Annotated in this window: 17 protein-coding genes; 11 read left to right on the top strand and 6 right to left on the bottom strand. The window is 68.1% G+C overall.

Annotated elements, in window-relative coordinates; genetic code table 11:
• Positions 1-51 precede the first annotated feature (51 nt).
• The 5 genes from Q0C57_RS06570 (at position 52) to Q0C57_RS06550 (ending at position 7,715) form a co-directional block, all read left to right on the top strand.
• Entirely contained in the window at positions 52-1,128 is a 1,077-nt protein-coding gene (locus Q0C57_RS06570; RefSeq protein ID WP_296573837.1) for a TRAP transporter substrate-binding protein, read from the top strand.
• A gap of 123 nt (positions 1,129-1,251) precedes the next feature.
• Positions 1,252-1,905, top strand: a complete 654-nt coding sequence (locus Q0C57_RS06565) for a TRAP transporter small permease subunit (protein WP_296573834.1) — start codon at positions 1,252-1,254, stop codon at positions 1,903-1,905.
• The gene (locus Q0C57_RS06560; protein ID WP_296573831.1) at positions 1,902-3,278 is read left to right on the top strand and encodes a TRAP transporter large permease; all 1,377 of its coding nucleotides are present in this window, start codon (positions 1,902-1,904) and stop codon (positions 3,276-3,278) included. Before Q0C57_RS06565 ends, Q0C57_RS06560 begins: the two co-directional genes overlap by 4 nt.
• 244 nt (positions 3,279-3,522) lie before the next feature.
• Positions 3,523-5,685 (top strand): FAD-dependent oxidoreductase, encoded by a 2,163-nt coding sequence (locus Q0C57_RS06555; RefSeq protein ID WP_296573828.1) that lies wholly within the window; start codon positions 3,523-3,525, stop codon positions 5,683-5,685.
• A gap of 188 nt (positions 5,686-5,873) precedes the next feature.
• On the top strand, positions 5,874-7,715 hold the full coding sequence (locus Q0C57_RS06550) for an ABC transporter ATP-binding protein (RefSeq protein ID WP_296573825.1): 1,842 nt from the start codon (positions 5,874-5,876) through the stop codon (positions 7,713-7,715).
• Between the two features lie 38 nt (positions 7,716-7,753).
• Here the strand turns inward: Q0C57_RS06550 and fabI are convergent, their stop codons facing one another.
• From fabI to Q0C57_RS06535, 3 genes are all read right to left on the bottom strand, one after another.
• The gene (gene fabI / locus Q0C57_RS06545; protein WP_296573822.1) at positions 7,754-8,557 is read right to left on the bottom strand and encodes an enoyl-ACP reductase FabI; all 804 of its coding nucleotides are present in this window, start codon (positions 8,555-8,557) and stop codon (positions 7,754-7,756) included.
• An 83-nt stretch (positions 8,558-8,640) separates the two neighbouring features.
• Positions 8,641-9,663, bottom strand: a complete 1,023-nt coding sequence (locus Q0C57_RS06540; RefSeq protein WP_296573819.1) for a DnaJ C-terminal domain-containing protein — start codon at positions 9,661-9,663, stop codon at positions 8,641-8,643.
• Between the two features lie 106 nt (positions 9,664-9,769).
• Positions 9,770-10,243 carry an RT0821/Lpp0805 family surface protein gene (locus tag Q0C57_RS06535; RefSeq protein WP_296573816.1) on the bottom strand — a complete coding sequence of 158 codons (474 nt, stop codon included), beginning with the start codon at positions 10,241-10,243 and terminating at the stop codon, positions 9,770-9,772.
• A 166-nt stretch (positions 10,244-10,409) separates the two neighbouring features.
• On the opposite strand from Q0C57_RS06535, the gene pdxH reads away from it, so the two are divergent.
• Positions 10,410-11,027: a pyridoxamine 5'-phosphate oxidase gene (pdxH, locus tag Q0C57_RS06530; protein ID WP_296573813.1), complete on the top strand. Its 618-nt coding sequence runs from the start codon at positions 10,410-10,412 to the stop codon at positions 11,025-11,027.
• A 90-nt stretch (positions 11,028-11,117) separates the two neighbouring features.
• A complete protein-coding gene (locus Q0C57_RS06525; protein ID WP_296573810.1) occupies positions 11,118-11,855 on the top strand; it encodes an SDR family oxidoreductase in 738 nt (245 codons plus the stop codon).
• Between the two features lie 57 nt (positions 11,856-11,912).
• On the opposite strand, the gene Q0C57_RS06520 is transcribed toward Q0C57_RS06525, so the two are convergent.
• Positions 11,913-12,734, bottom strand: a complete 822-nt coding sequence (locus Q0C57_RS06520; RefSeq protein WP_296573806.1) for a helix-turn-helix transcriptional regulator — start codon at positions 12,732-12,734, stop codon at positions 11,913-11,915.
• 134 nt (positions 12,735-12,868) lie between these two features.
• Between Q0C57_RS06520 and Q0C57_RS06515 the strand changes: the two genes are divergently transcribed.
• Positions 12,869-13,285: a hypothetical protein gene (locus Q0C57_RS06515; RefSeq protein ID WP_296573801.1), complete on the top strand. Its 417-nt coding sequence runs from the start codon at positions 12,869-12,871 to the stop codon at positions 13,283-13,285.
• Between the two features lie 25 nt (positions 13,286-13,310).
• Here Q0C57_RS06515 and corA read toward each other — a convergent pair whose 3' ends face one another.
• Positions 13,311-14,279: a magnesium/cobalt transporter CorA gene (corA, locus tag Q0C57_RS06510; protein ID WP_296573798.1), complete on the bottom strand. Its 969-nt coding sequence runs from the start codon at positions 14,277-14,279 to the stop codon at positions 13,311-13,313.
• Between the two features lie 158 nt (positions 14,280-14,437).
• Between corA and Q0C57_RS06505 the strand changes: the two genes are divergently transcribed.
• Both Q0C57_RS06505 and Q0C57_RS06500 read left to right on the top strand, forming a co-directional pair.
• Positions 14,438-15,067 carry a LysE/ArgO family amino acid transporter gene (locus Q0C57_RS06505; RefSeq protein ID WP_296573795.1) on the top strand — a complete coding sequence of 210 codons (630 nt, stop codon included), beginning with the start codon at positions 14,438-14,440 and terminating at the stop codon, positions 15,065-15,067.
• A gap of 582 nt (positions 15,068-15,649) precedes the next feature.
• Complete coding sequence (locus Q0C57_RS06500) at positions 15,650-16,234, top strand: L,D-transpeptidase (protein WP_296573792.1); 585 nt, start codon at positions 15,650-15,652, stop codon at positions 16,232-16,234.
• Positions 16,235-16,339: 105 nt separating this feature from the next.
• Here Q0C57_RS06500 and Q0C57_RS06495 read toward each other — a convergent pair whose 3' ends face one another.
• The gene (locus Q0C57_RS06495) at positions 16,340-16,462 is read right to left on the bottom strand and encodes a hypothetical protein (protein WP_296573789.1); all 123 of its coding nucleotides are present in this window, start codon (positions 16,460-16,462) and stop codon (positions 16,340-16,342) included.
• A 277-nt stretch (positions 16,463-16,739) separates the two neighbouring features.
• On the opposite strand from Q0C57_RS06495, the gene Q0C57_RS06490 reads away from it, so the two are divergent.
• The coding region (locus Q0C57_RS06490) for a chromosome segregation SMC family protein (protein ID WP_296573786.1) at positions 16,740-19,297 on the top strand (2,558 nt) is incomplete at its 3' end.

The raw sequence follows: 19,297 nt of genomic DNA, 5'->3' as shown, positions 1-19,297 counted from the left end.
CGACCGACCACCGCCGCCGCCGTGCGGCCCATCGACGAAGGAGAGACCACGATGATGCGCTTGCGAACCGCCGCCACGGCGGTGGCCCTGTCCCTGTCCGGCGCCCTGCCGGTCCTCGCCCAGGCCGTTCCGGCCGGCCCGCCGGTCAATGTCCAGATCGTGACCCAGCCCGGTCCGGCCATGCCGCAGTTTACCCGCGTCGACCAGCCGCTGATCCGCGACGGGCTCGCCGCCAAATCCAACGGCCGCATCCGCGTGACGCTGGCCTCCTGGCCCGAGCGCAACCTCAACGGCCCGGAAATCCTGCGTCTTGTCCGCTCCGGCCAGGTGGATATCGGTGCCGTGCCGCTGAACACTGTGGCGGGCGACGTTCCGCTCCTGGATGTGATCGATCTCGCCGGCCTCAATCCGAGCCTCGACCAGGCGCGCAAGGTGGCTGCTGCCATGCTGCCGGAGGTCAACAAGGAGCTCGAGCGCTTCGGCGTCCGCATCCTCGTCATGTATCCCTTTGCCGCCCAGCAGTTCTTCTGCCGCGGCCAGGTGACCAGCCTCGCCGACCTGCGCGGCAAGCGCATCCGCACCGGTGGCGGGTCCTCGAACGACTTCGTCACCCAGATCGGCGGCCAGCCCACCGGTATCGGTTTTCCCGAAGTCTATTCGGCGCTGGAGCGCGGCGTTGTCGACTGCGCCATCACCGGCACCGGCTCGGGCAACTCGGCCCGCTGGTATGAAGTCACGCAGAGCCTCTACGCCCTGCCGCTCTTCTGGTCGGTGTCCGCCTATGTCGTGAACATCCAGTGGTGGAACCGCCTCGATCCCGCCGTGCGCGCCGCCATGGAAGCAACCATGAGCGAGGTCGAGGAGGCCCAGTGGAAGCTCGGCCTCGAACAGACCGAGGACGGCATTTCCTGCAACATCGGCGACCGCGCCGCCTGCAAGCTCGGCCGCGTGCCGGATGCCAATCCGATGCGCGTCTACCGCCCGGTGGCGGCCGATACCGACGTGATGCGCACGACCCTGACCTCGACCATCCTGCCGAACTGGGTAAAGCGTTGCGGCGCCCGCTGCGGCGAGATCTACAACCGTATCGTGGCGCCGATCACCGGCGTCGCCTATGCCGGCAACTGATCGCCGCCATCACCAGCGTCACGCGGGCGCAGAGCCTGCCCGCGTGACCCGGACGCAGGAACGAGGGCGCGCCCCGTCGGGAGCGCCGCCGGTGAGGCCCGACCGGGCTTCGGGGGAGCCGCGATGCTGAACACGATGATCGACGTCGCCAGCCTCGGCCGGCGTTCCCTGGCCCGGCTCGGCACGATCATGGGCTATGTGGCCGGCTGGGGCTTCATCGCCACGGCGGGCCTCATCACCTTCGATGTGCTGGCGCGCCGCTTCCTTGGCTTTTCCTCCCAGGCGACGACGGAACTGTCCGGCTATGCGCTGGCCTTCGGCATCGCCTGGGGCCTGTCCCATACCCTTGCCATGCGCGCCCATGTCCGCATCGACGTTGTCGTGAACATGTTCCCCGCCCGCATCCGCTACTGGCTGCACCTGACCAGCCTCGCCTTTCTCGCCGTGCTGGTCGGCTACCTCTTCTACGGCGCCTGGACGCTGGTGGAGGAATCCCTCCTCTTCAACGCCACCGATATCAGCGTCATCCGCACTCCACTGGCGATCCCGCAGGGACTCTGGGCCTTCGGCATCGGCGCGTTCTTCCTGCTGATCCTCGCCATGCTGCTGGAAGGGTTCCTGCTCATCGTCGCCGGCCGCGGCCACGAGGCGGAACAGATGCTGCACAGCCGCTCCTACCAGGAGGAGGTCGCCGAAGCGCTCGAGGCCGTGGGCGAACCCGTCCCCGATGACCCCCGATCGCCGGCCGCGCCCGCGAAACCCGAGGTGAAGCCGTGATCGCCGTCGTCTTCCTTCTCATTCTCGTCGCCATCATGTTCGGCATGAGCTTCACCGGCCACGCGCCGTCCGGTGAGCTGATGGGCGAGATCATGTTGCTGGTCGGCCTGTTCATGCTGTTCTTCGGCATGGGCATCTATGTCGGCGCGGCGCTCGGCGTGCTCGGCCTCATCGTCGGCTATGCCTTTTCCGACCGCCCCTTCTGGCTTTTCATCGGCCAGACCATCTGGAACCCGTCCTCCTCCTTCGTGCTGGTGGCCGTGCCGCTCTTCCTGCTGATGGGCGAGATCCTGTTGCGCGCCGGCCTTTCTGACCGGCTCTACAAGACGCTCAACATCTGGCTGAACCGCATGCCGGGTGGCCTCCTGCACACCAATATCGCGGCGTCCGGCGTCTTCTCGGCGATCTCCGGCTCGTCCGTCGCCACTGCCGCCACCATGGGCTCGGTGGCGCTGCCCTTCTTCAAGGACAAGCCCTACGACCCGAAGATGGTGCTCGGCTCGCTCGCCGCCGGCGGCGCGCTCGGCAATCTCATCCCGCCGGGCATCACCTTCATCATCTACGGCCTGATCACCGAGACCTCGGTCGGCGCGCTCTATGTCGCGGCCATCGGGCCGAGCATCCTGGTCGTCGCGCTCTTCATCGCCATCATCCTGTTGAAGGCGAAGACGGCCGCACCGCGCGATCCCGACGGCCCCCGCTACAGCTGGGGCGAGAAGATGCGCAGCCTGGTCGACCTCGCGCCCACCGCCGTGCTCATCCTCATCGTGCTGGGCACCATCTATGGCGGCCTGGCCACGGCGACCGAATCGGCCGCCCTCGGGGTCGTCGCGGCCATCGTGCTGGCCGCCCTCGACGGCAAGCTCTCCTTCAAGATGCTCAATGATTCGGCCGAGGCCACGGCGCGCAACACGGCACTGATCGGCCTCATCCTGTTCGGCGCCTATCTGCTCAACTATGTCTTCACCGCCCTCGGCGTGCCGCAGGCCCTCGCCCAGCTCGTCTCCCAGATGCCGCTGCCGCCCTGGGCCATCATGCTGCTGATCATCGGCTTCTATCTGGCGCTCGGCACCTTCATGGAGGGCTTCTCCATGATGATCACGACGATCCCGGTCATCTTCCCCGTCGTCGTGGCGCTCGGCTACGACCCGATCTGGTTCGGCGTCATCGTCGTCATGCTGGTGGAGATCGCGCTGATCTCGCCGCCCGACGGCACCGTGCTCTATGTCCTGCAGGGCATGCGCAAGGATGGCGGGCCGATCACCGACGTCTTTTCCGGCGTGCTGCCCTTCATGCTCGTCTACATCCTGGCGGTCGGCGTGCTCATGGTCTTCCCCGCCATCGCCACCTGGCTGCCGAGCGTGATGCGCTGAGACAACGCCGCCGCCGCCAACCGGTTCAGATTGCGTTCAGTCGCGCCCGCGCATGGATGGGGTCCTCACAACCCTCCGGGGCGTGCGGGCGCGGCTCGCCGGATTCATCCTGCGCGACAATATCGCGTGGCCGATGGCTTTATTCGGAAACGAACCGTCGCTATAGCTCGGCCCCGGATTTTTCAGCGGATGAAGGCTGGAATGCGCCGTTCGGCGCGGCCGGCCCAGGAATGAAAGCTCGGATATGACGCGTGTCGCGATTGTGGGTGGCGGGCCGGGTGGGCTCTTCACCAATTACCTGCTCGACCGGTTCTGCGACGGTCTCTTCACCGCCACCCTGTTCGAGGCCTCCGACCGCCTCGGCGGCAAGATCGCCACCGACAGCTTCGAAAAGGGCCCCTCGCTCTTCGAGCGCGGTGTCGCCGAATATTACGACTATTCCCATTTCGGCCCCGACCCGCTGAAGCGGATCATCACCGAGGTGATGGGCCTCGACGTCGTGCCGATGGACGGCAAGGGCGTCATCCTCGAGGGCAAGATCCTCAACAACCGCCGCGACATCAAGAAGCATTTCGGTGACAAGACGCTGAAGGCCATCGACGCCTTCCACGCCACCTGCCACGAGCTCTGCTCGCCCGACGAGTATTACGAAGGCTATTCGGGCGACGACAACAAGCACCCCTGGGGCGGCAAGACCTTCCGCGAGGTCCTCGACACGGTCGAGGACGAGATGGCGCGCAAATATATCGAGATCGCCTCGCGCTCCGACGTCGCCACCGAGGCCCAGCTGACCAATGCGCTGAACGGCCTGAAGAACGTCCTTATGGACGATCCGAAATACCTGCGCCTCTATTCCGTCGTCGGCGGCAACGAGAAGCTGATCGAGGGGCTCGCCGCCCGCGTCTCCGCCAAGATCATGCTGGAGAGCCGCGTGGCGAAGATCGCCCGCAACGACAGCGGCACCTACACGCTCACCGTCCGCCGCAAGGGCCGCGACGAGACGCATGAGTTCGACCATGTCGTCGTCGCCGTCCCCAACTACTGGGTCAGCCAGATCGAGTTCGCCGGCCGCGAGGAGCGCATGGCGATCCAGAAGCACCAGGCCCGCTACGACAATCCGGCCCATTACCTGCGCGTCACGATCCAGTTCAAGAAGCCGTTCTGGAACGAGCACTTCCAGGGCCATTACATCATGACGGACGCCTTCGGCGGCGCCTGCATCTATGACGAGACGGCGCGCCACCCCTCCAAGCACGGCGTTCTCGGCTGGCTCATTCCCGCGACCCATGCCCTCGCCCTGTCGAACCTCGACGACGAGCGCCTCGTTCAGCTCGCCCTTGATTCGCTCCCCGCCGAGCTCATCGCCACGGCAAAGAAGCAGATGATGGACGCCAAGGTGCAGCGCTGGGTCGGCACCATCTCCGGCCTGCCCGGCGGCCATCCTGCCCCCGAGCTGCGCGAGCGCCACCAGCCCGACGGCAAGGTGCTGCCGAACCTCTATCTGGTCGGCGACTATCTCTTCGATTCGACCGTCAACGGTGCCTATGACTCGGCCAATTTCGTCGTCGACATGATGATGGGCAAGCTGCGTGGCGCCGCCTATTCCGGCGCCCGCAAGAAGGCCGCCCTGGAGAAGCAGAAGGGCGTCATCGAGGAGGGCTTCGTCGAGTCGACTCTTACCGACGACTATCACGACGAATATGCCGAGGGCCTCTCCTACGAAGAGAGCTTCCGCGAATATTTCGACGAGCAGTACAATGCCGACCTCTACGAGTGCATCTTCGGCATCAAGCCGCCCTACACGCTGCTCGACGTCGGCTCGGCCTCGGGGCTGACGCTGAAGTGCTTCGCTGATATCGGTATCGACGCCTGGGGCATCGAGAATTCGCGCCATGTCCATGCCCAGACGCCGAAGGACTGGCTGCACCGCAACCTGCTCGGTGATGTCACCAAACTGCCCTTCGAGGACCAGTCTTTCGACGTCATCTACGACACCTGCCTTTGCTACGTGCCGGAAGAACTGATCGACAAGGCGATCCAGGAACTCTACCGCGTCACCCGCATCGGCATCTTCTTCGGCGGCATCACCGCCGACATGACCCGCGAGGTCATCGAGTATCACGACGTTTTCGACGGCGTCCTGACGCTGGAATCGACCTGGCAATGGTCCGAGCGCTTCCAGCGCCATGGCTGGCGCCCGGCCGTGCACGACCAGAAGATCCTCAAGAAGGCCTGGAAGATCGAGTGCGACGCCAACGAGGGCGACTTCCCCTGGTATCCTGACATGGAGACCATGCGCTACTGCTTCTATGCCAAGCCGGATGCCGGCAAATGGGTCGAGAAGCTGATGGCCGGTCGCCAGAAGGGCCCGACCTCGAAGGTGCGGGCGGTGGCCGGCGGTCGCTGACCGCCCGCCCGCGCGACCGACCACCGGAAGGCCGGACCCATCGGGTCTGGCCTCACCGCCGCCATTCAAGGTTTCGGCGCCCCGCGCGATTTCGGGTGCATCTGGCTGCGGAATGATGCATGACCTGCGGGGTGCGGGCCGGCACGCCAGGCCCTCGTCCCCGACCTGCAAATGATCCAAGATCCGTCATGAGCCAGGACAAGAACTACGTCGAGCCCGACGACGAGGAGGACGAGGAGGAGGAGGACGTCAGTGCCGACGACCTCCGGCTCATGGCCCGCTTCCTGGCGCCCTTCGCCGCGCCCTACAAGACCACCATCGCCCTTCTCGTCGTCCTGATCCTGACCGAGGCGGCCCTCAACTTCTCCTTCCCGCTGGTCACGCAATACCTCATCGACGAGGGCCTGATCAAAAAGGAATGGCGCGCCCTCCTCAATTCGCTCCTTTTCATGGGCGCCGCCGCCATCGCCGTCTCGGTCGTCGCCCTGATCGCCGACTTCGTCTATACCCGTCTCTTCGCCGACATCACGCGCGACATCCGCCAGCGCCTCTTCGACCATGTCCAGTCGATGTCGATGCCCTACTTCCACACCACGCCGACCGGCACCGTGCTGTCGCGCTTCTCCGGCGATCTCGTGGCGCTCGAAGGCGCCCTTGTCGCCTTCGTGCCCGGCTTCGTCATGCCCTTCATGGAGGTCATCTACGCCACGATCCTGATGTTCATGTTCGACATCTGGCTCGGGCTGATCGCCTCACTCGTCTTCCCGATGATCCTGTGGTGGCCGCGCATCTTCGCCCGCAGGGCCTTCCTCTTCGCCTATGACAAGCGCCAGACCGAGGGGCGGCTGATCAGCGCCGTCCAGGAGAATGTCTCGGCCCAGCCGGTGATCAAGGCCTTCGGCATGGTGGGGCGCGCCCGGCTGCACTTCGCGGGACTGAACGGCACCTGGGTCGGCATTGCCCGGCGCACCAACTTCTCGTCCGCCCTGGTCGAGCGGACGGCGCAGACCGGGCTCTACGTCATCCACATCGCCGTCTTCGCCCTCGGCGCCTACTGGGCCTTCACCGACCGCATCACCGTCGGCACGATCATCGCCTTCGAGGGCGTCTTCCTGTCCATGGGCTATGCCCTGACCAACGTCACCCAATATGTGCCCACCATGGCGCAGGCGGCCGGCTCCATCCGCCACCTCAACGATCTCCTCGCCCAGAAGCCCACCATGGTCGATGCGCCGGACGCCGGCAGCCTCGCGCCCTTCCGGCGCGAGATCGTTTTCGACAAGGTCGCCTTCTCCTATCCCGGATCGTCCTTCCGCACCGAGAACCTCTCGGTCACCGTGCCGAAGGGCTCCTTCCTCGGCATTGTCGGGCCCTCGGGCTCGGGCAAGAGCACCTTCCTCAACCTGCTGATGCGCTTCTACGACCCGCTCGAGGGCCGCGTCACCATCGACGGCACCGATATCCGCACCGTCACCCAGGCCTCGCTCCGCGCCCAGATGGCCGTGGTCTTCCAGGAGAGCTTCCTCTTCAACACCTCCATCGCCGAGAACATCCGCATGGCCCATCCCGAGGCCACGATGGAGGAGATCATCGCCGCCGCCCGCCAGGCCGAGGTCCACGACTTCATTTCAGCCCTGCCGCAGGGCTATGAGACGACCGTAGGCGAGCGCGGCGGCCAGCTCTCCGGCGGCCAGCGCCAGCGCGTCGCCATCGCCCGCGCCCTCGTCCGCAACCCCGCCGTCCTCATCCTGGACGAGGCGACCAGCGCGCTCGATGCCGAGACCGAGTCGAAGCTCAACGAGACCCTGCGCCGCATCGCCGAGACGCGCACCGTCGTCTCGGTCACCCACCGCCTCGGCTCGGTGGTCACCGCCGACCGCATCATCGTCCTCGACCACGGCCATATCGTCGAGACCGGCACCCACGGCGAGCTGATCCGCGAGGGCGGGCTCTATGCCACCATGTGGTCGCGCCAGCAGTCGGCGCGCCAGGCCGTGGCGGCGGTCGACGATGATGAAGAGGAAGAATGAGCCAGGACCGGGCGCCGTTTCGGCGCGCCGGCCGCTTCTTACAGCGCGCCGATATCCGGGGCGTGCGGGTTCTTCATGCCGACGACATGGTAGCCGGCATCGACGTGGTGGATCTCGCCGGTGACGCCACGGGAGAGGTCTGACAGGAGATACATGCCGGAATCGCCCACCTCGTCGATGGTGACGGTGCGGCGCAGCGGCGAGTTGTATTCGTTCCACTTGAGGATGTAGCGGAAGTCGCCGATGCCGGAGGCCGCCAGCGTCTTGATCGGGCCGGCCGAGATGGCGTTGACGCGGATCTTTTTCTCGCCGAGGTCGGCGGCCATGTAGCGCACGCTCGCCTCCAGCGCGGCCTTGGCGACGCCCATGACGTTGTAGTGCGGCATCCACTTCTCGGCGCCGTAATAAGTCAGGGTGAGCAGCGAGCCGCCGTCCACCATCAGCTTCTCGGCCCGCTGAGCGATGGCCGTGAAGGAATAGCAGGAGATCAGCAGCGACTTGGTGAAATTGCCCTCGGTCGTGTCGACATAACGGCCGGTGAGCTCGTCCTTGTCGGAGAAAGCGATGGCGTGGAGCAGGAAGTCGAGCTTGCCGAAGACCTTCTCGGTCTCGGCGAAAACGGCGTCGATGCTGGCGCTGTCGGTGACGTCGCAATGGCCGACGACATGGCCGCCGACCTCGGCCGCCAGCGGCCGCACGCGCTTTTCCAGCGCCTCGCCCTGGAAGGTGAAAGCCAGCTCGGCGCCCTGGTCGGCGCAGGCCTTGGCGATGCCCCAGGCGATGGACCGGTTGTTCGCCACCCCCATGATGAGGCCGCGCTTGCCCTGCATGATGCCTGCCATGTCATTCCTCATCCGGCATGCTGCCGCAAAATCAGCCCGGACCTATGCCATTGCCGCGCCGGGCGTGCAAGGCGGACGGAAATTCACAGGCTTTCGCGCGGATCGCCCTTGCGACGGTCCTTCAGGACGCGGGCGAAGCCCTCGAGGTCGGCGCTGGCCTCGGGCAGCACGATGCGCACGGTGACATAGAGGTCGCCCGGGCCGCTGTCGGCCGGCAGGCCCTTCCCCCGCAGGCGGAAGGTCTTGCCGGAGGAGGTCATGGCCGGAAGGGTCAGCTCGACTTCACCATCAAGGGTCGGCGCCCGCACCTTCGCCCCGAGGATCGCCTCGTCGAGGGCGATGGGGAGGTCGAGCCTGAGATCCTTGCCCTCCGTCTTGAAGGCCGGATGCGGCTCGACCGCAACGACGACATAGGCATCGCCCGTCGGGCGGCCGAGACTGCCGGGCCTGCCCTTGCCGCGCAGGCGCATGCGATGGCCCTCACGCGTGCCGGCCGGGATCTTGAGGTCGACGGATTCGCCCGATGGCAGCACGACGCGCTGGGTCGAGCCGCGGGCGGCGTCGAGGAAGGGCACCTTGATGGTCAGCGTCACGTCTTCGCCCGAGGGCGGCGGGCCGAAATCCTCGCCGAAGGGGGAATGGGCACGGCCGCCCCGCGCCCCGCCGGACATGCCGGACAGGATGTCGAAGAAGTCGTCCATCGGCGGCGGCCCACCGGCCTGTCCGCCCGGGCGCCCGCCCTGATGGCCGCGCCCCGGCCCGCTGCCGCGCTTGAAGCCGTCGCGGCCGAAGGAGAAGGTCTCGAAGATCGTGTCGCCCTGCGGCCCGGCACCGGGCCCGGGGCGGCCGCCGCCAAAGCCCTCGAAACCGGCGAAGCGCGGCTTGCCCTCGGCATCGATCTCGCCGCGGTCGAACTGGCGCTTCTTGTCGGCGTCCGACAGCAGTTCATAGGCGTTGTTCAGTTCCGCGAAGCGGTCCTGCGCCTTGGGGTCGTTGGGATTGGCATCCGGATGCAGCGCCTTGGCCTTCTTGCGGAAGCCGCGCTTGATCTCGTCGGCGCTCGCCGAGCGCGCGACGCCGATGACGTCGTAGGGATCGCGAGCCATGGTCGTCCTTGGGGTGGGCGCCTGGATCAGACACCCGACGGTGTTGCGGTTCGCCCGTCAATGTGGGGGCGGCAGCCCCCGTTCACAAGTTCGCGACCGGACGGGTTCAGCCGCGCCGCCAGGGCCTGAGTTCGACCACGGCCCAGGGGCCGGTCGTGCGGCAGGCGCGGCCGTCGAACCACACCTCCTTGCCGTCCTTGATGGCGCTGCCGAGGAAGTCGCGGCAGGTCTGCCCGACGCTGCCGTTGCCGCGCTGCAGGGCGGTGATGGTGCCGCTCATGCCGCTCGGCGCGTGGGACCAGGGCAGGCTCGGCGTGTCGGCGCGGTCGGCGAGGGCCTCCATGAGCACCGCCTTGGCGGCCTCCCAGTCGGCCTGGGGAATGGGAAGCGGTCCGGCCGGGGTCACGGCGGGGGCGGTGGCCGGCTCCGCCGGGCGGCGCACCGATCCGGTCGTCACCGCATCGTCGTCGGCGGCGGGCTGGCGCATCTGGGCCGTGCCGGGCGGCGCGACATTGGTGCGCTCCCACAGCGAGGGGAGCGCCACGGTGCAGCCCTGGAATGCGAGGACGGCCAGGGTCATGACGAGGATCGTCCGTCGGTTCCGGCATGGCCGATCGCGCAGCGGAAGGCATGGGCGCGCCACCCCGCTTTCGCTATAGACATGGCGAACGCCACCCGTAACGCCCATACGCCTGCAACTCCGGAGCTGACCCGCTCTGGCCCGCAGTCAACATCGGAGTTCGTTAATGTCCGGTTCGGATCAGGACGATTTCACCACGACCGACGAGCCTTTCCTTCTTTTCGACCAATGGCTGGCCGATGCCGGCCGTTCGGAGCCCAACGACCCCAATGCCATGGCGCTCGCCACCGTCGATGCCGAGGGACTCCCCAATGTCCGGATGGTGCTCCTGAAAGGCGTCGATCCCCGGGGTTTCGTCTTCTACACCAACACCGAGAGCCAGAAGGGCACCGAGCTCGACGGCCAGAAGAAGGCGGCGGTGGTCTTCCACTGGAAGTCGCTGCGCCGCCAGGTCCGCGTGCGCGGACCCATCGAGCGGGTCGCGGACGCCGAGGCGGACGAATATTTCGCCTCGCGCCCGCGCGGCAGCCGCATCGGCGCCTGGGCGAGCCAGCAGTCGCGGCCGCTCGAGAGCCGCTTCGCGTTGGAAAAGGCCGTCGCCGGTTATACGGCCCGCTATGCCGTCGGCGAGGTGCCGCGCCCACCGCACTGGACCGGCTACCGCATCCTTCCCGTCTCGATGGAGTTCTGGCACGACCGGCCCTTCCGGCTGCACGACCGGGTGCAGTTCACCCGCCCCGACGCGGCCGGTCCCTGGGCACGCAAGGCCAGACTCTATCCCTGATTGAGCAGCGGCCATAGGCAGACCGGCCCGATGGCTCTATGAAAGGCGCCGGCCCCCGCGCGGGGGCCGGCATGGACCAAGGAAGCCCCCGTGAACCAGATCCGCAGAACATTGCTCCTCACCGGTGCGAGCCGCGGCATCGGCCACGCCACCGTCAAGCGCTTCTCCTCTGCCGGCTGGCGGGTCATCACCTGCTCGCGCCAGCCTTTCCCCGAGAACTGTCCGTGGGAGATGGGTCCCGAGGACCATATCCAGGTCGACCTCGCCGATGCCGACGACACCGAGCGGGCGATCGACGAGATCCGCGGCCGCCTCGTCGGCGGCAGGCTGGAGGCCCTGGTCAACAATGCCGGCATCTCGCCCAAGGGCGAGGGCGGCGCCCGGCTCAACTCGCTGCACACGCCGCTGAAGGTCTGGCAACAGGTCTTCCAGGTGAATTTCTTCTCCTCGATCCTGCTGGCGCGCGGCCTCTTGAAGGAACTCGCCGAGGCCAAGGGCTCGGTGGTTAATGTCACCTCGATCGCCGGCTCCCGCGTCCATCCCTTCGCCGGCGCGGCCTATGCCACCTCCAAGGCGGCGCTCGCCGGCCTCACCCGCGAGATGGCGGCCGATTTTGCCCCCCATGGCATCCGCGTCAACGCCATCGCCCCCGGCGAGATCGACACCTCGATCCTGTCGCCCGGCACCGAGAAGATCGTCGAGCAGATCCCCATGCGCCGCCTCGGCACGCCCGACGAGGTCGCCAAGATCATCTATGTGCTCTGCACCGAGACCTCGAGCTATCTCAACGGCGCCGAGATCCACATCAACGGCGGCCAGCACGTCTGACGGCATGGCGGCTGGCTGCGACGGACGCAGGTCCGGCGTGCAGCGCAGGACGAGCCTTTACCCTGCCATCGCCCGCAGACGCTCCGCCGTTTCCGCATCCGCCGGCAGGAAGGCCTCGATGGCGAGTTCCGCCAGGGTCACGTCCACCGGCGTGCCGAACACCGTTGTCGTGGTGATCAGCGTCAGCAGGCCCGATTCTGTCTGCAGCCGCACCGGAATGAACAGCTCCCCCGCCTCCTGGCCCTTTTTCGGATGCGGCTGGGAGAAGGGTACCGGATAGGCCGAGACCTCCGCCAGCAGCGCCTCCAGCACCGGATCGGCGGTGAGCTCGATCTGGCGTCTGAGCCGCGCCAGGACATGGGCGCGGACCTCCCCCAGATTGACGATGCGCGGAGCGATCCCCTGCGGATGCAGCGAAAGCCGGATCATGTTGATCGGGCCTGTGAGAAGCTCCGGCGCCGAGCCCTCGAGGAAGGGGCCGATGGCCCGGTTGTGGGCGACGATGGTCCAGTGGCGGTCGAGCGCCACCGCCGGATAGGGTTCGTGGCCGGCCAGCACCAGGTCGACGGCCCGGCGGGCCGCGGCAATGTCGGGATCATCGAGCCGCCGCTCGGGAAAGACCGGCGCGAAGCCGCCCGCCACCAGCAGCAGGTTGCGCTCGCGCAGGGGGATCTCCAGCCGCTCGGCGAGTTTCAGGATCATCTCCCGGCTCGGCGCTGCCCGCCCGGTCTCGAGGAAGCTCAGATGGCGGGTGGAGACCCCGGCATCGAGGGCGAGGTCCATCTGGCTCAGGCGGCGGCGCTGGCGCCAGTCGCGCAGGTATTCGCCGACGGCGCGGGGGGCGGGCGAGGGGGATTGCGGGGCGTTGCCTGGGGTCATGATACGAGCCTAGCCGCGGCCGGCGCCGCCGGCCAATGACCTCGGAGGTAATCGACCCGCTGCTGCGGCAAGGCGATCGTGGCCACCGACGCGGACCGGATCCCCCCGCCGCGATGCGCCTCGAGGAGCCCGCCATGTCCTATGCCTTCGCCCTTTTCCGTGCCGCCGATGCCCCGACCTTCCTGCGCCGGGTGCTCACCCTCGATGCCGTCGCCTCCGGCGCCGCGGGCCTGATGCTGATCGTCGGTGCCGACGCGCTCGCTCCCTTGCTGAACCTGCCCGTGCCGCTGCTCAGGGGCGTCGGCCTCTCCTTCATCCCCTTCGTCGCCCTCGTCGTCTATGCCGCGACGCGCCAGCCGGCGAGCCGCCCCCTCGCCCTGACGGTTGCAGCCCTCAATGCGATCTGGGTCGTCCTCTGCCTCGGCCTGCTGCTGTCCGGCCTCGTCGCGCCGAACCTCTATGGCACGATCTTCATCGCCGCCCAGGCCGTCTTCGTCGGCGTCCTCGCCGAACTGCAGGTGATCGGGGCCCGCCGCCTCGCCGCTTCATGAATGCGCAACCCCGCGGGGCTGGTGACTAGAGCCAGCCCTTCTTGCGGAAATAGAGATAGGGCAGCACGCCCGACAGGATCATCAGCGAGATGGCCATGGGATAGCCGAAGTCCCAGCCGAGCTCGGGCATCTGCTTGAAGTTCATGCCATAGATCGTGCCGACCAGCGTCGGCGGCATGAACACGACCGAGAGCACCGCGAAGATCTTGACGATGTTGTTCTGCTCGATGCCGATCAGCCCGAGAGTCGCATCGAGCAGGAAGGTGATCTTGTTCGACAGGGAATCGCAGTGCTGGGTCAGCGATTCGCTGTCCCGGCTCTGGCTCTTCAGCAGGGTGCGCAAGTCCTTCGAAACCTTGCTGCCTTCCACCTCTGTCGACAGGAAGAGCAGCAGGCGGTGCAGCGAGACGAGGCTTTCGCGGGCCTTGGAGACGAGTTCGCCCTTGGTGCCCAGCGTCTGCAACACGTCCTGGAAGGCCTTGTCGCGGCGCCCGGCGCCCTTGCGGAAAATGTCCGCCGAGACCTGTTCGATTTCCTCGCTCACCTTCTCCAATATGTCCGCGACCCGGTCGATGATGCTGTCGAGAAGGCCGGTGAGGATCGATTCAGGCGTCGGCTGCACCGCGCCCGGCTTCTGTGCCCGGTTTAGGAAGAGGTTGATCGGCTTCGGCGTGTCGTAGCGCACGGTGATCAGCCGGCCCGGCGCGAGGACAAAGGAGATCTGCGTCAGCTTCGGGGTGCCGAGCTCGGTGTTGCAGAGCGTCGTCGCCGTCATGTAGCGCACGCCGTGATCGACATAGAGACGGCTCGACGGCTCGATTTCCTGCATCTCCTCGCGCGTCGGGATCTCGATGCCGAGGCAGCGCTCCAGCGCCTTGTCCTCGCTGAGGGTCGGCTGGAACATGTCAACCCAGACGACCTCCGCCGGCACCGCTGCGGCGGTCGTTTCGACGCGGACCAGCGCCTCGTTCACCACGGCATAGGCATTCAGCATCCGGCGTCGCTCCGCAATCGGCCCGCCCCGTCGGCTTAACCGCTCCGGTCGCGGTTGGAAAGGCGAGCCGGCGTGACGCCCTTGGGTGACGCCGGCATGACGGTCCCGGCCGGCGGGCGGGATTGCCGGCACCATCCGCGCTGCTCTATCGAGGCCGGATGGATCTGTCCGCTGCCTCCCAAGCCGCCGCCACCGGCTTTTTGCTCGGTCTTGGCCTCATCGTCGCCATCGGCGCGCAGAATGCCTTCGTGCTCCGCCAGGGGCTGATGCGCCGCCACGTCCTGGTGGTGACGACGCTCTGCGCCGTCTCCGACGCATTGCTGATCGCGGCCGGTGTCGCAGGCCTCGGCGCCCTGGTCGCCCGGTCGCCGGCCCTTCTCACCGTCGCGACCCTGGGTGGCGCGGCTTTTCTGCTCGCCTATGGGGCCCTTGCGGCGCGGCGCGCCCTGCGTCCGGCCCGGCTCACCGCCGCCGCCACGGGGGAGGCCAGCCTCGGCCGTGTCGTGGCGGCGACGCTGGCTTTCACCTTCCTCAATCCGCATGTCTATCTCGACACCGTGGTGCTCGTCGGCTCCCTCTCGGCCCGCTACGAGGCGGACGCCCGCATCGCCTTCGCCGGCGGCGCCATGACCGCCTCGTTCCTGTGGTTCTATGCGCTCGGTTTCGGGGCGAGGCTGCTCGCACCGGTTTTCGCGCGGCCTTCGGCCTGGCGGGTTCTGGACGGGCTCATCGCCGTCATCATGGTGGCGATCGCCGTCTCGCTCCTCAACGCCTGGCGCGCCGGCTGACAAAAAAGGGCCGGTCACGAGGACCGGCCCGAAGTCGTTCAGGAGAGGCATGCGGGAGGTCTGAAAGAGGCCGGCAGGGCCGGCAAATCCGTCAGTCCATGGAGGGCGGGTACCGGTCGGTCCGGGGACCTGCGGCAGGCTTGCGGGCCTTGATGAAGGGCGCGGCAGCGGCGACCGCCGATATGCCGATGGTCCGGTAACGATCCTCCAGTGGTTCGCGGGCCGGTCTCGGGGTGGCATTCGGGGCCGCCATGGCGGTTTTCATCATCGTCTCCATTCGTCGCGGGCGGGTTGCATGGGCCGGCCCCGACGAGGACGCAGGCTAGAGGCCGGTTGCGGCGGCTCTGGGTTGCGATCATGGAGCGATCGTGGCGGCGCGGCGCCGGCTTCACGGCGGACCCTGCGGTGCTGACGCGGCGCGTCATGGCAGAATTGCAACAGTTTCAGGGCTTTCGGTCCGTTCCACAGCCCCTTTTCGTTGACCTCAGGTCAAGCCTTCGCCACAACCGTGAACGCGGCGGATTTTACCATTGGCACTGCGTCGGCGGTGCCGGTGACGCCATGTCGTGAGAGGGACGAAACATGCGGTGGGGCGTTCTCGCAATCGTGGCGCTGGCTCTGGCCGGCTGCAACAACCAGACGGTCAGCTCGAACCAGCCGATCACCGAACGTGACCGCACGCTGATGGCGCAGGGTCCGCAGGTCGAGATGGACTATTGGCGCATGCCCCTGCGCGTGCCCTATCGCACCAGCGAGCGCCCCGGCACGATCATCGTCGAGACCTCCAGCAAGCACCTCTTCCTCGTCGAGGAGGGTGGCACGGCGATTCGCTATCAGGTGGCCGTCGGCAACGAGGCTTTCGGCTGGACCGGCACCGCCACTATCAAGCGCAAGGCCGAATGGCCGACCTGGACGCCGCCGGCCGAAATGCGCCGCCGTACGCCCGGCCTGCCGGTCTTCATGGAGGGCGGCCCGCAGAACCCGATGGGCTCCCGCGCGCTCTATCTCTACCAGAACGGCCGCGACACGCTCTACCGGATCCATGGCACCAACTCGCCGCTGCAGATCGGCGAGGCCGTCTCTTCGGGCTGCATCCGCATGCACAACGAGCACGCCATCGACCTCTATAACCGCGTCGGCGTCGGCACGAAGGTCATCGTCCGCTGAGCGGCTGTCCCGGCGTGAGCCGCGTGGAAGGGATCACGGCGACCGCGAGGTCGCCGTTTTCATGCGGGAGGGTCGGGTTCGCGACGGCTGACCGGCCTCGGCTCGTCAGCCGCCCTTGGCCGGCTTCGGCGTCTTGATGGCGCCGGCCACCGCCTTCAGGCCGACCTGGCCATAGCGGTCTTCGAGCTTGACGCCCTTGGGCGGGGTCGGTTGGGGCTTGAAGCCCATGGTTTCCTCCTCGGATGGATTGACTCCATCCCCTTTGCTTCCCTGATTCCTTCTACACGATGCCGGCGAAGGACCGTAGAGGGTTGCTGTGCGCTGCAGCAGCGACAATGCAGCGCGGCAGAGAGGGTCGGTGGCTGACCCGACCACCCCTGAGCCGGGCCTGTGAACAGCAAGATGTTGAGGTCGGCCCTGTTGTCCAACGCTAGATGTGGCGTCCGCCACCGATCCGTGGCAGGCTGATCCCTCAATCCGGCAGCCCCTTGGACAGACAGGCGCGATGAAATTCTCCCGTCTGCGCATTCACGGTTTCAAGACCTTCGTCGAGCCGATCGATTTCCTGATCGAGCCGGGACTGACCGGCGTTGTCGGTCCGAACGGCTGTGGCAAGTCGAACCTGGTCGAGGCCCTGCGCTGGGTCATGGGCGAGAACTCGTTCAAGAACATGCGCGCCTCGGGCATGGACGACGTCATCTTCTCCGGCTCGGGCAACCGTCCGGCGCGCAACACCGCCGAGGTGATGCTCACCGTCGACAATTCCCGCCGTCTCGCCCCCGCCCAGTTCAACGATCATGATGTGCTGGAGGTCTCCCGCCGGATCGAGCGCGAGGCCGGCTCGCTCTACAAGATCAACGGCCGCGAGGTCCGGGCCCGCGACGTCCAGATCCTCTTCGCCGACGCCTCGACGGGGGCGAGGTCCCCGGCCCTCGTCCGCCAGGGGCAGATCGGCGAGATCATCAGCGCCAAGCCGCAGTCGCGCCGCCGCATCCTCGAGGAGGCCGCCGGCATTGCCGGGCTGCACGCCCGCCGCCACGAGGCCGAGACCCGGCTGAAGGCCGCCGAGACCAATCTCGACCGGCTGGAGACCATTCTCTCCCAGATCGAGAGCCAGCTCGACGGGCTCAAGCGCCAGGCCCGCCAGGCGGTGCGCTATCGCGGGCTCTCCGCCGAGATCCGCAAGGCGGAAGCGACCCTCGCCTATCTGAAATTCCGCGAGGCCGGCGACCTCGTCCGCGAGGCGGAGCGGCTGGTCGAGCTCGAGACCCGCACCGTCGCCGAGCGAACCACCGGCCAGGCGGCTGCAGCCAGGGACCAGGCGGTCGCCGCGCACCAGCTCCCCGCCCTGCGCGACGAAGCGGCCAGGTCCGGCGCGGCGCTGCATCGGCTCGTCACCGCGCGGGACCAGCTCGACGGCGAGGAAAAGCGCGCCCGGGAGCGCATGGCCGAACTCGACCGCCGCATCACCCAGCTCGACGGCGATCTGGCGCGTGAAAAAGCCCTCGGCGCCGATGCCGAGGGCGTCATGGCGCGCCTCGCCGCCGAGGAGGCCGCGCTCCGCACGGCGGGCGAGGGCGCGAAATCCGCGGAAGCTGCGGCTGCAGCGCAGGTCGCCGCCGCCGAGACGGCGCTCGCCGTCGCCGAAAAGGCCTTTGCCGAGGCCACCTCGGCCCTGGCCGAGATCGTCGCCCGCCGCAACCAGCTCGAACGTGCGATCCGCGATGCCGGCGAGCGGCTGATGCGCCTCGAGGGCCAGCTCGCCGAGATCGATGTCGAGACGGCGAAGCTCGAGGCCGGCTCCGACCATGCCGCCCGCCTCGCCGCGCTGCGGGAGGATCTGGCCGCCGCCACCGCCGCCCTCGCCGCCGCCGAGGCCGAGGCTGTCGCCGCCGAACAGGCCCATGGCGCGGCGCGGGCCCAGGAGGGCGAGGCCCGCCGGCCGCTCGCCGATGCCGAGCGCGTGGTGCAGCGGATCGACACCGAGGTGCGCACCCTCGCCAAGGTCCTCAACGTCGCCAATGGCGCCAAATGGCCTCCGGTGCTTGAGGCGATCACGGTGGCCCGCGGCTATGAGACGGCGCTCGGCGCGGCGCTGGGCGACGATCTCGACGCGCCGACGGCTGCCGACTCGCCGCAGCGCTGGGGCGGTGCCGATCGCCATGGCGATCCGGCGCTGCCGGCCGGCGCCGCCCCGCTCTCCGACCATGTGAAGGCCCCGCCCGAACTCGCCCGCCGCTTGGCCCAGATCGGCCTCGTTGCTCGCGACGACGGCGCGCGGCTCGCGGTGCTGCTCAAGCCCGGCCAGCGCCTCGTCTCCCGGGAGGGCGACCTGTGGCGCTGGGACGGCTTCGTCGTCGCCGCCCATGCGCCAACCGCCGCCGCCCGCCGGCTCGCCGAACGCAACCGCCTCGGCGATCTGGAAAAGGACCTGGTGAAGGCCAGGGACAAAGCCGCCGACCTGCGCCGGCTGGCGGAGGTCGCTGTCGGCCTGGTCAAGGCCTCGGCCGAGCGGGAACAGGCCGCCCGCGACGGCTGGCGCGCCGCCCAGCGCCGCGCCGATGCCCTGCGTGACCAGCTCGCCGGCGCCGAACGGGCCGCTTCCGCCGTCGTCACCCGGCTCGCCGCCCTGGTCGAGGCCCGGTCGCGGCTGAAGGCGAGCATCGACGAGGCCGTGGCCGTCAAGGCCGATGCCATCACCGCCCTGCAGGGCCTCGGGCAGACGGCGCAGCTGGAAGCGGCCCTTGCCGAGATCCGCGCCGAGGTCGCCCTGAACCGGGCGGCGCTGGCCGAGGCGCGGGCCCATGCCCAGGGCCTGGCCCGCGACGCGGAGATGCGCATCCGCCGGCTGGAAGAGATCGGCCGCGACCGCGCCGCCTGGACCGAGCGCCAGGCCGATGCCGGCCGCCAGGTCGCCGCCCTCGACCAGCGCCTCGCCGAGGCGCGCACCGAGGCGAAGACCCTGGCGGAGGCCCCCGACACCTTCGCTGTCCAGCGTCGCGAGATCATCGCCCGCATCCAGGAGGGTGAGGCCGCCCGGCGCGCCGCCGCCGATGCCCTCGC

The organism is Phreatobacter sp., from assembly GCF_022843985.1.
Taxonomy (GTDB): Bacteria; Pseudomonadota; Alphaproteobacteria; order Rhizobiales; family Phreatobacteraceae; genus Phreatobacter.
The sequence above is the reverse complement of the archived record's forward strand: the minus strand, read 5'-3'. Positions and strand labels throughout refer to the sequence as shown.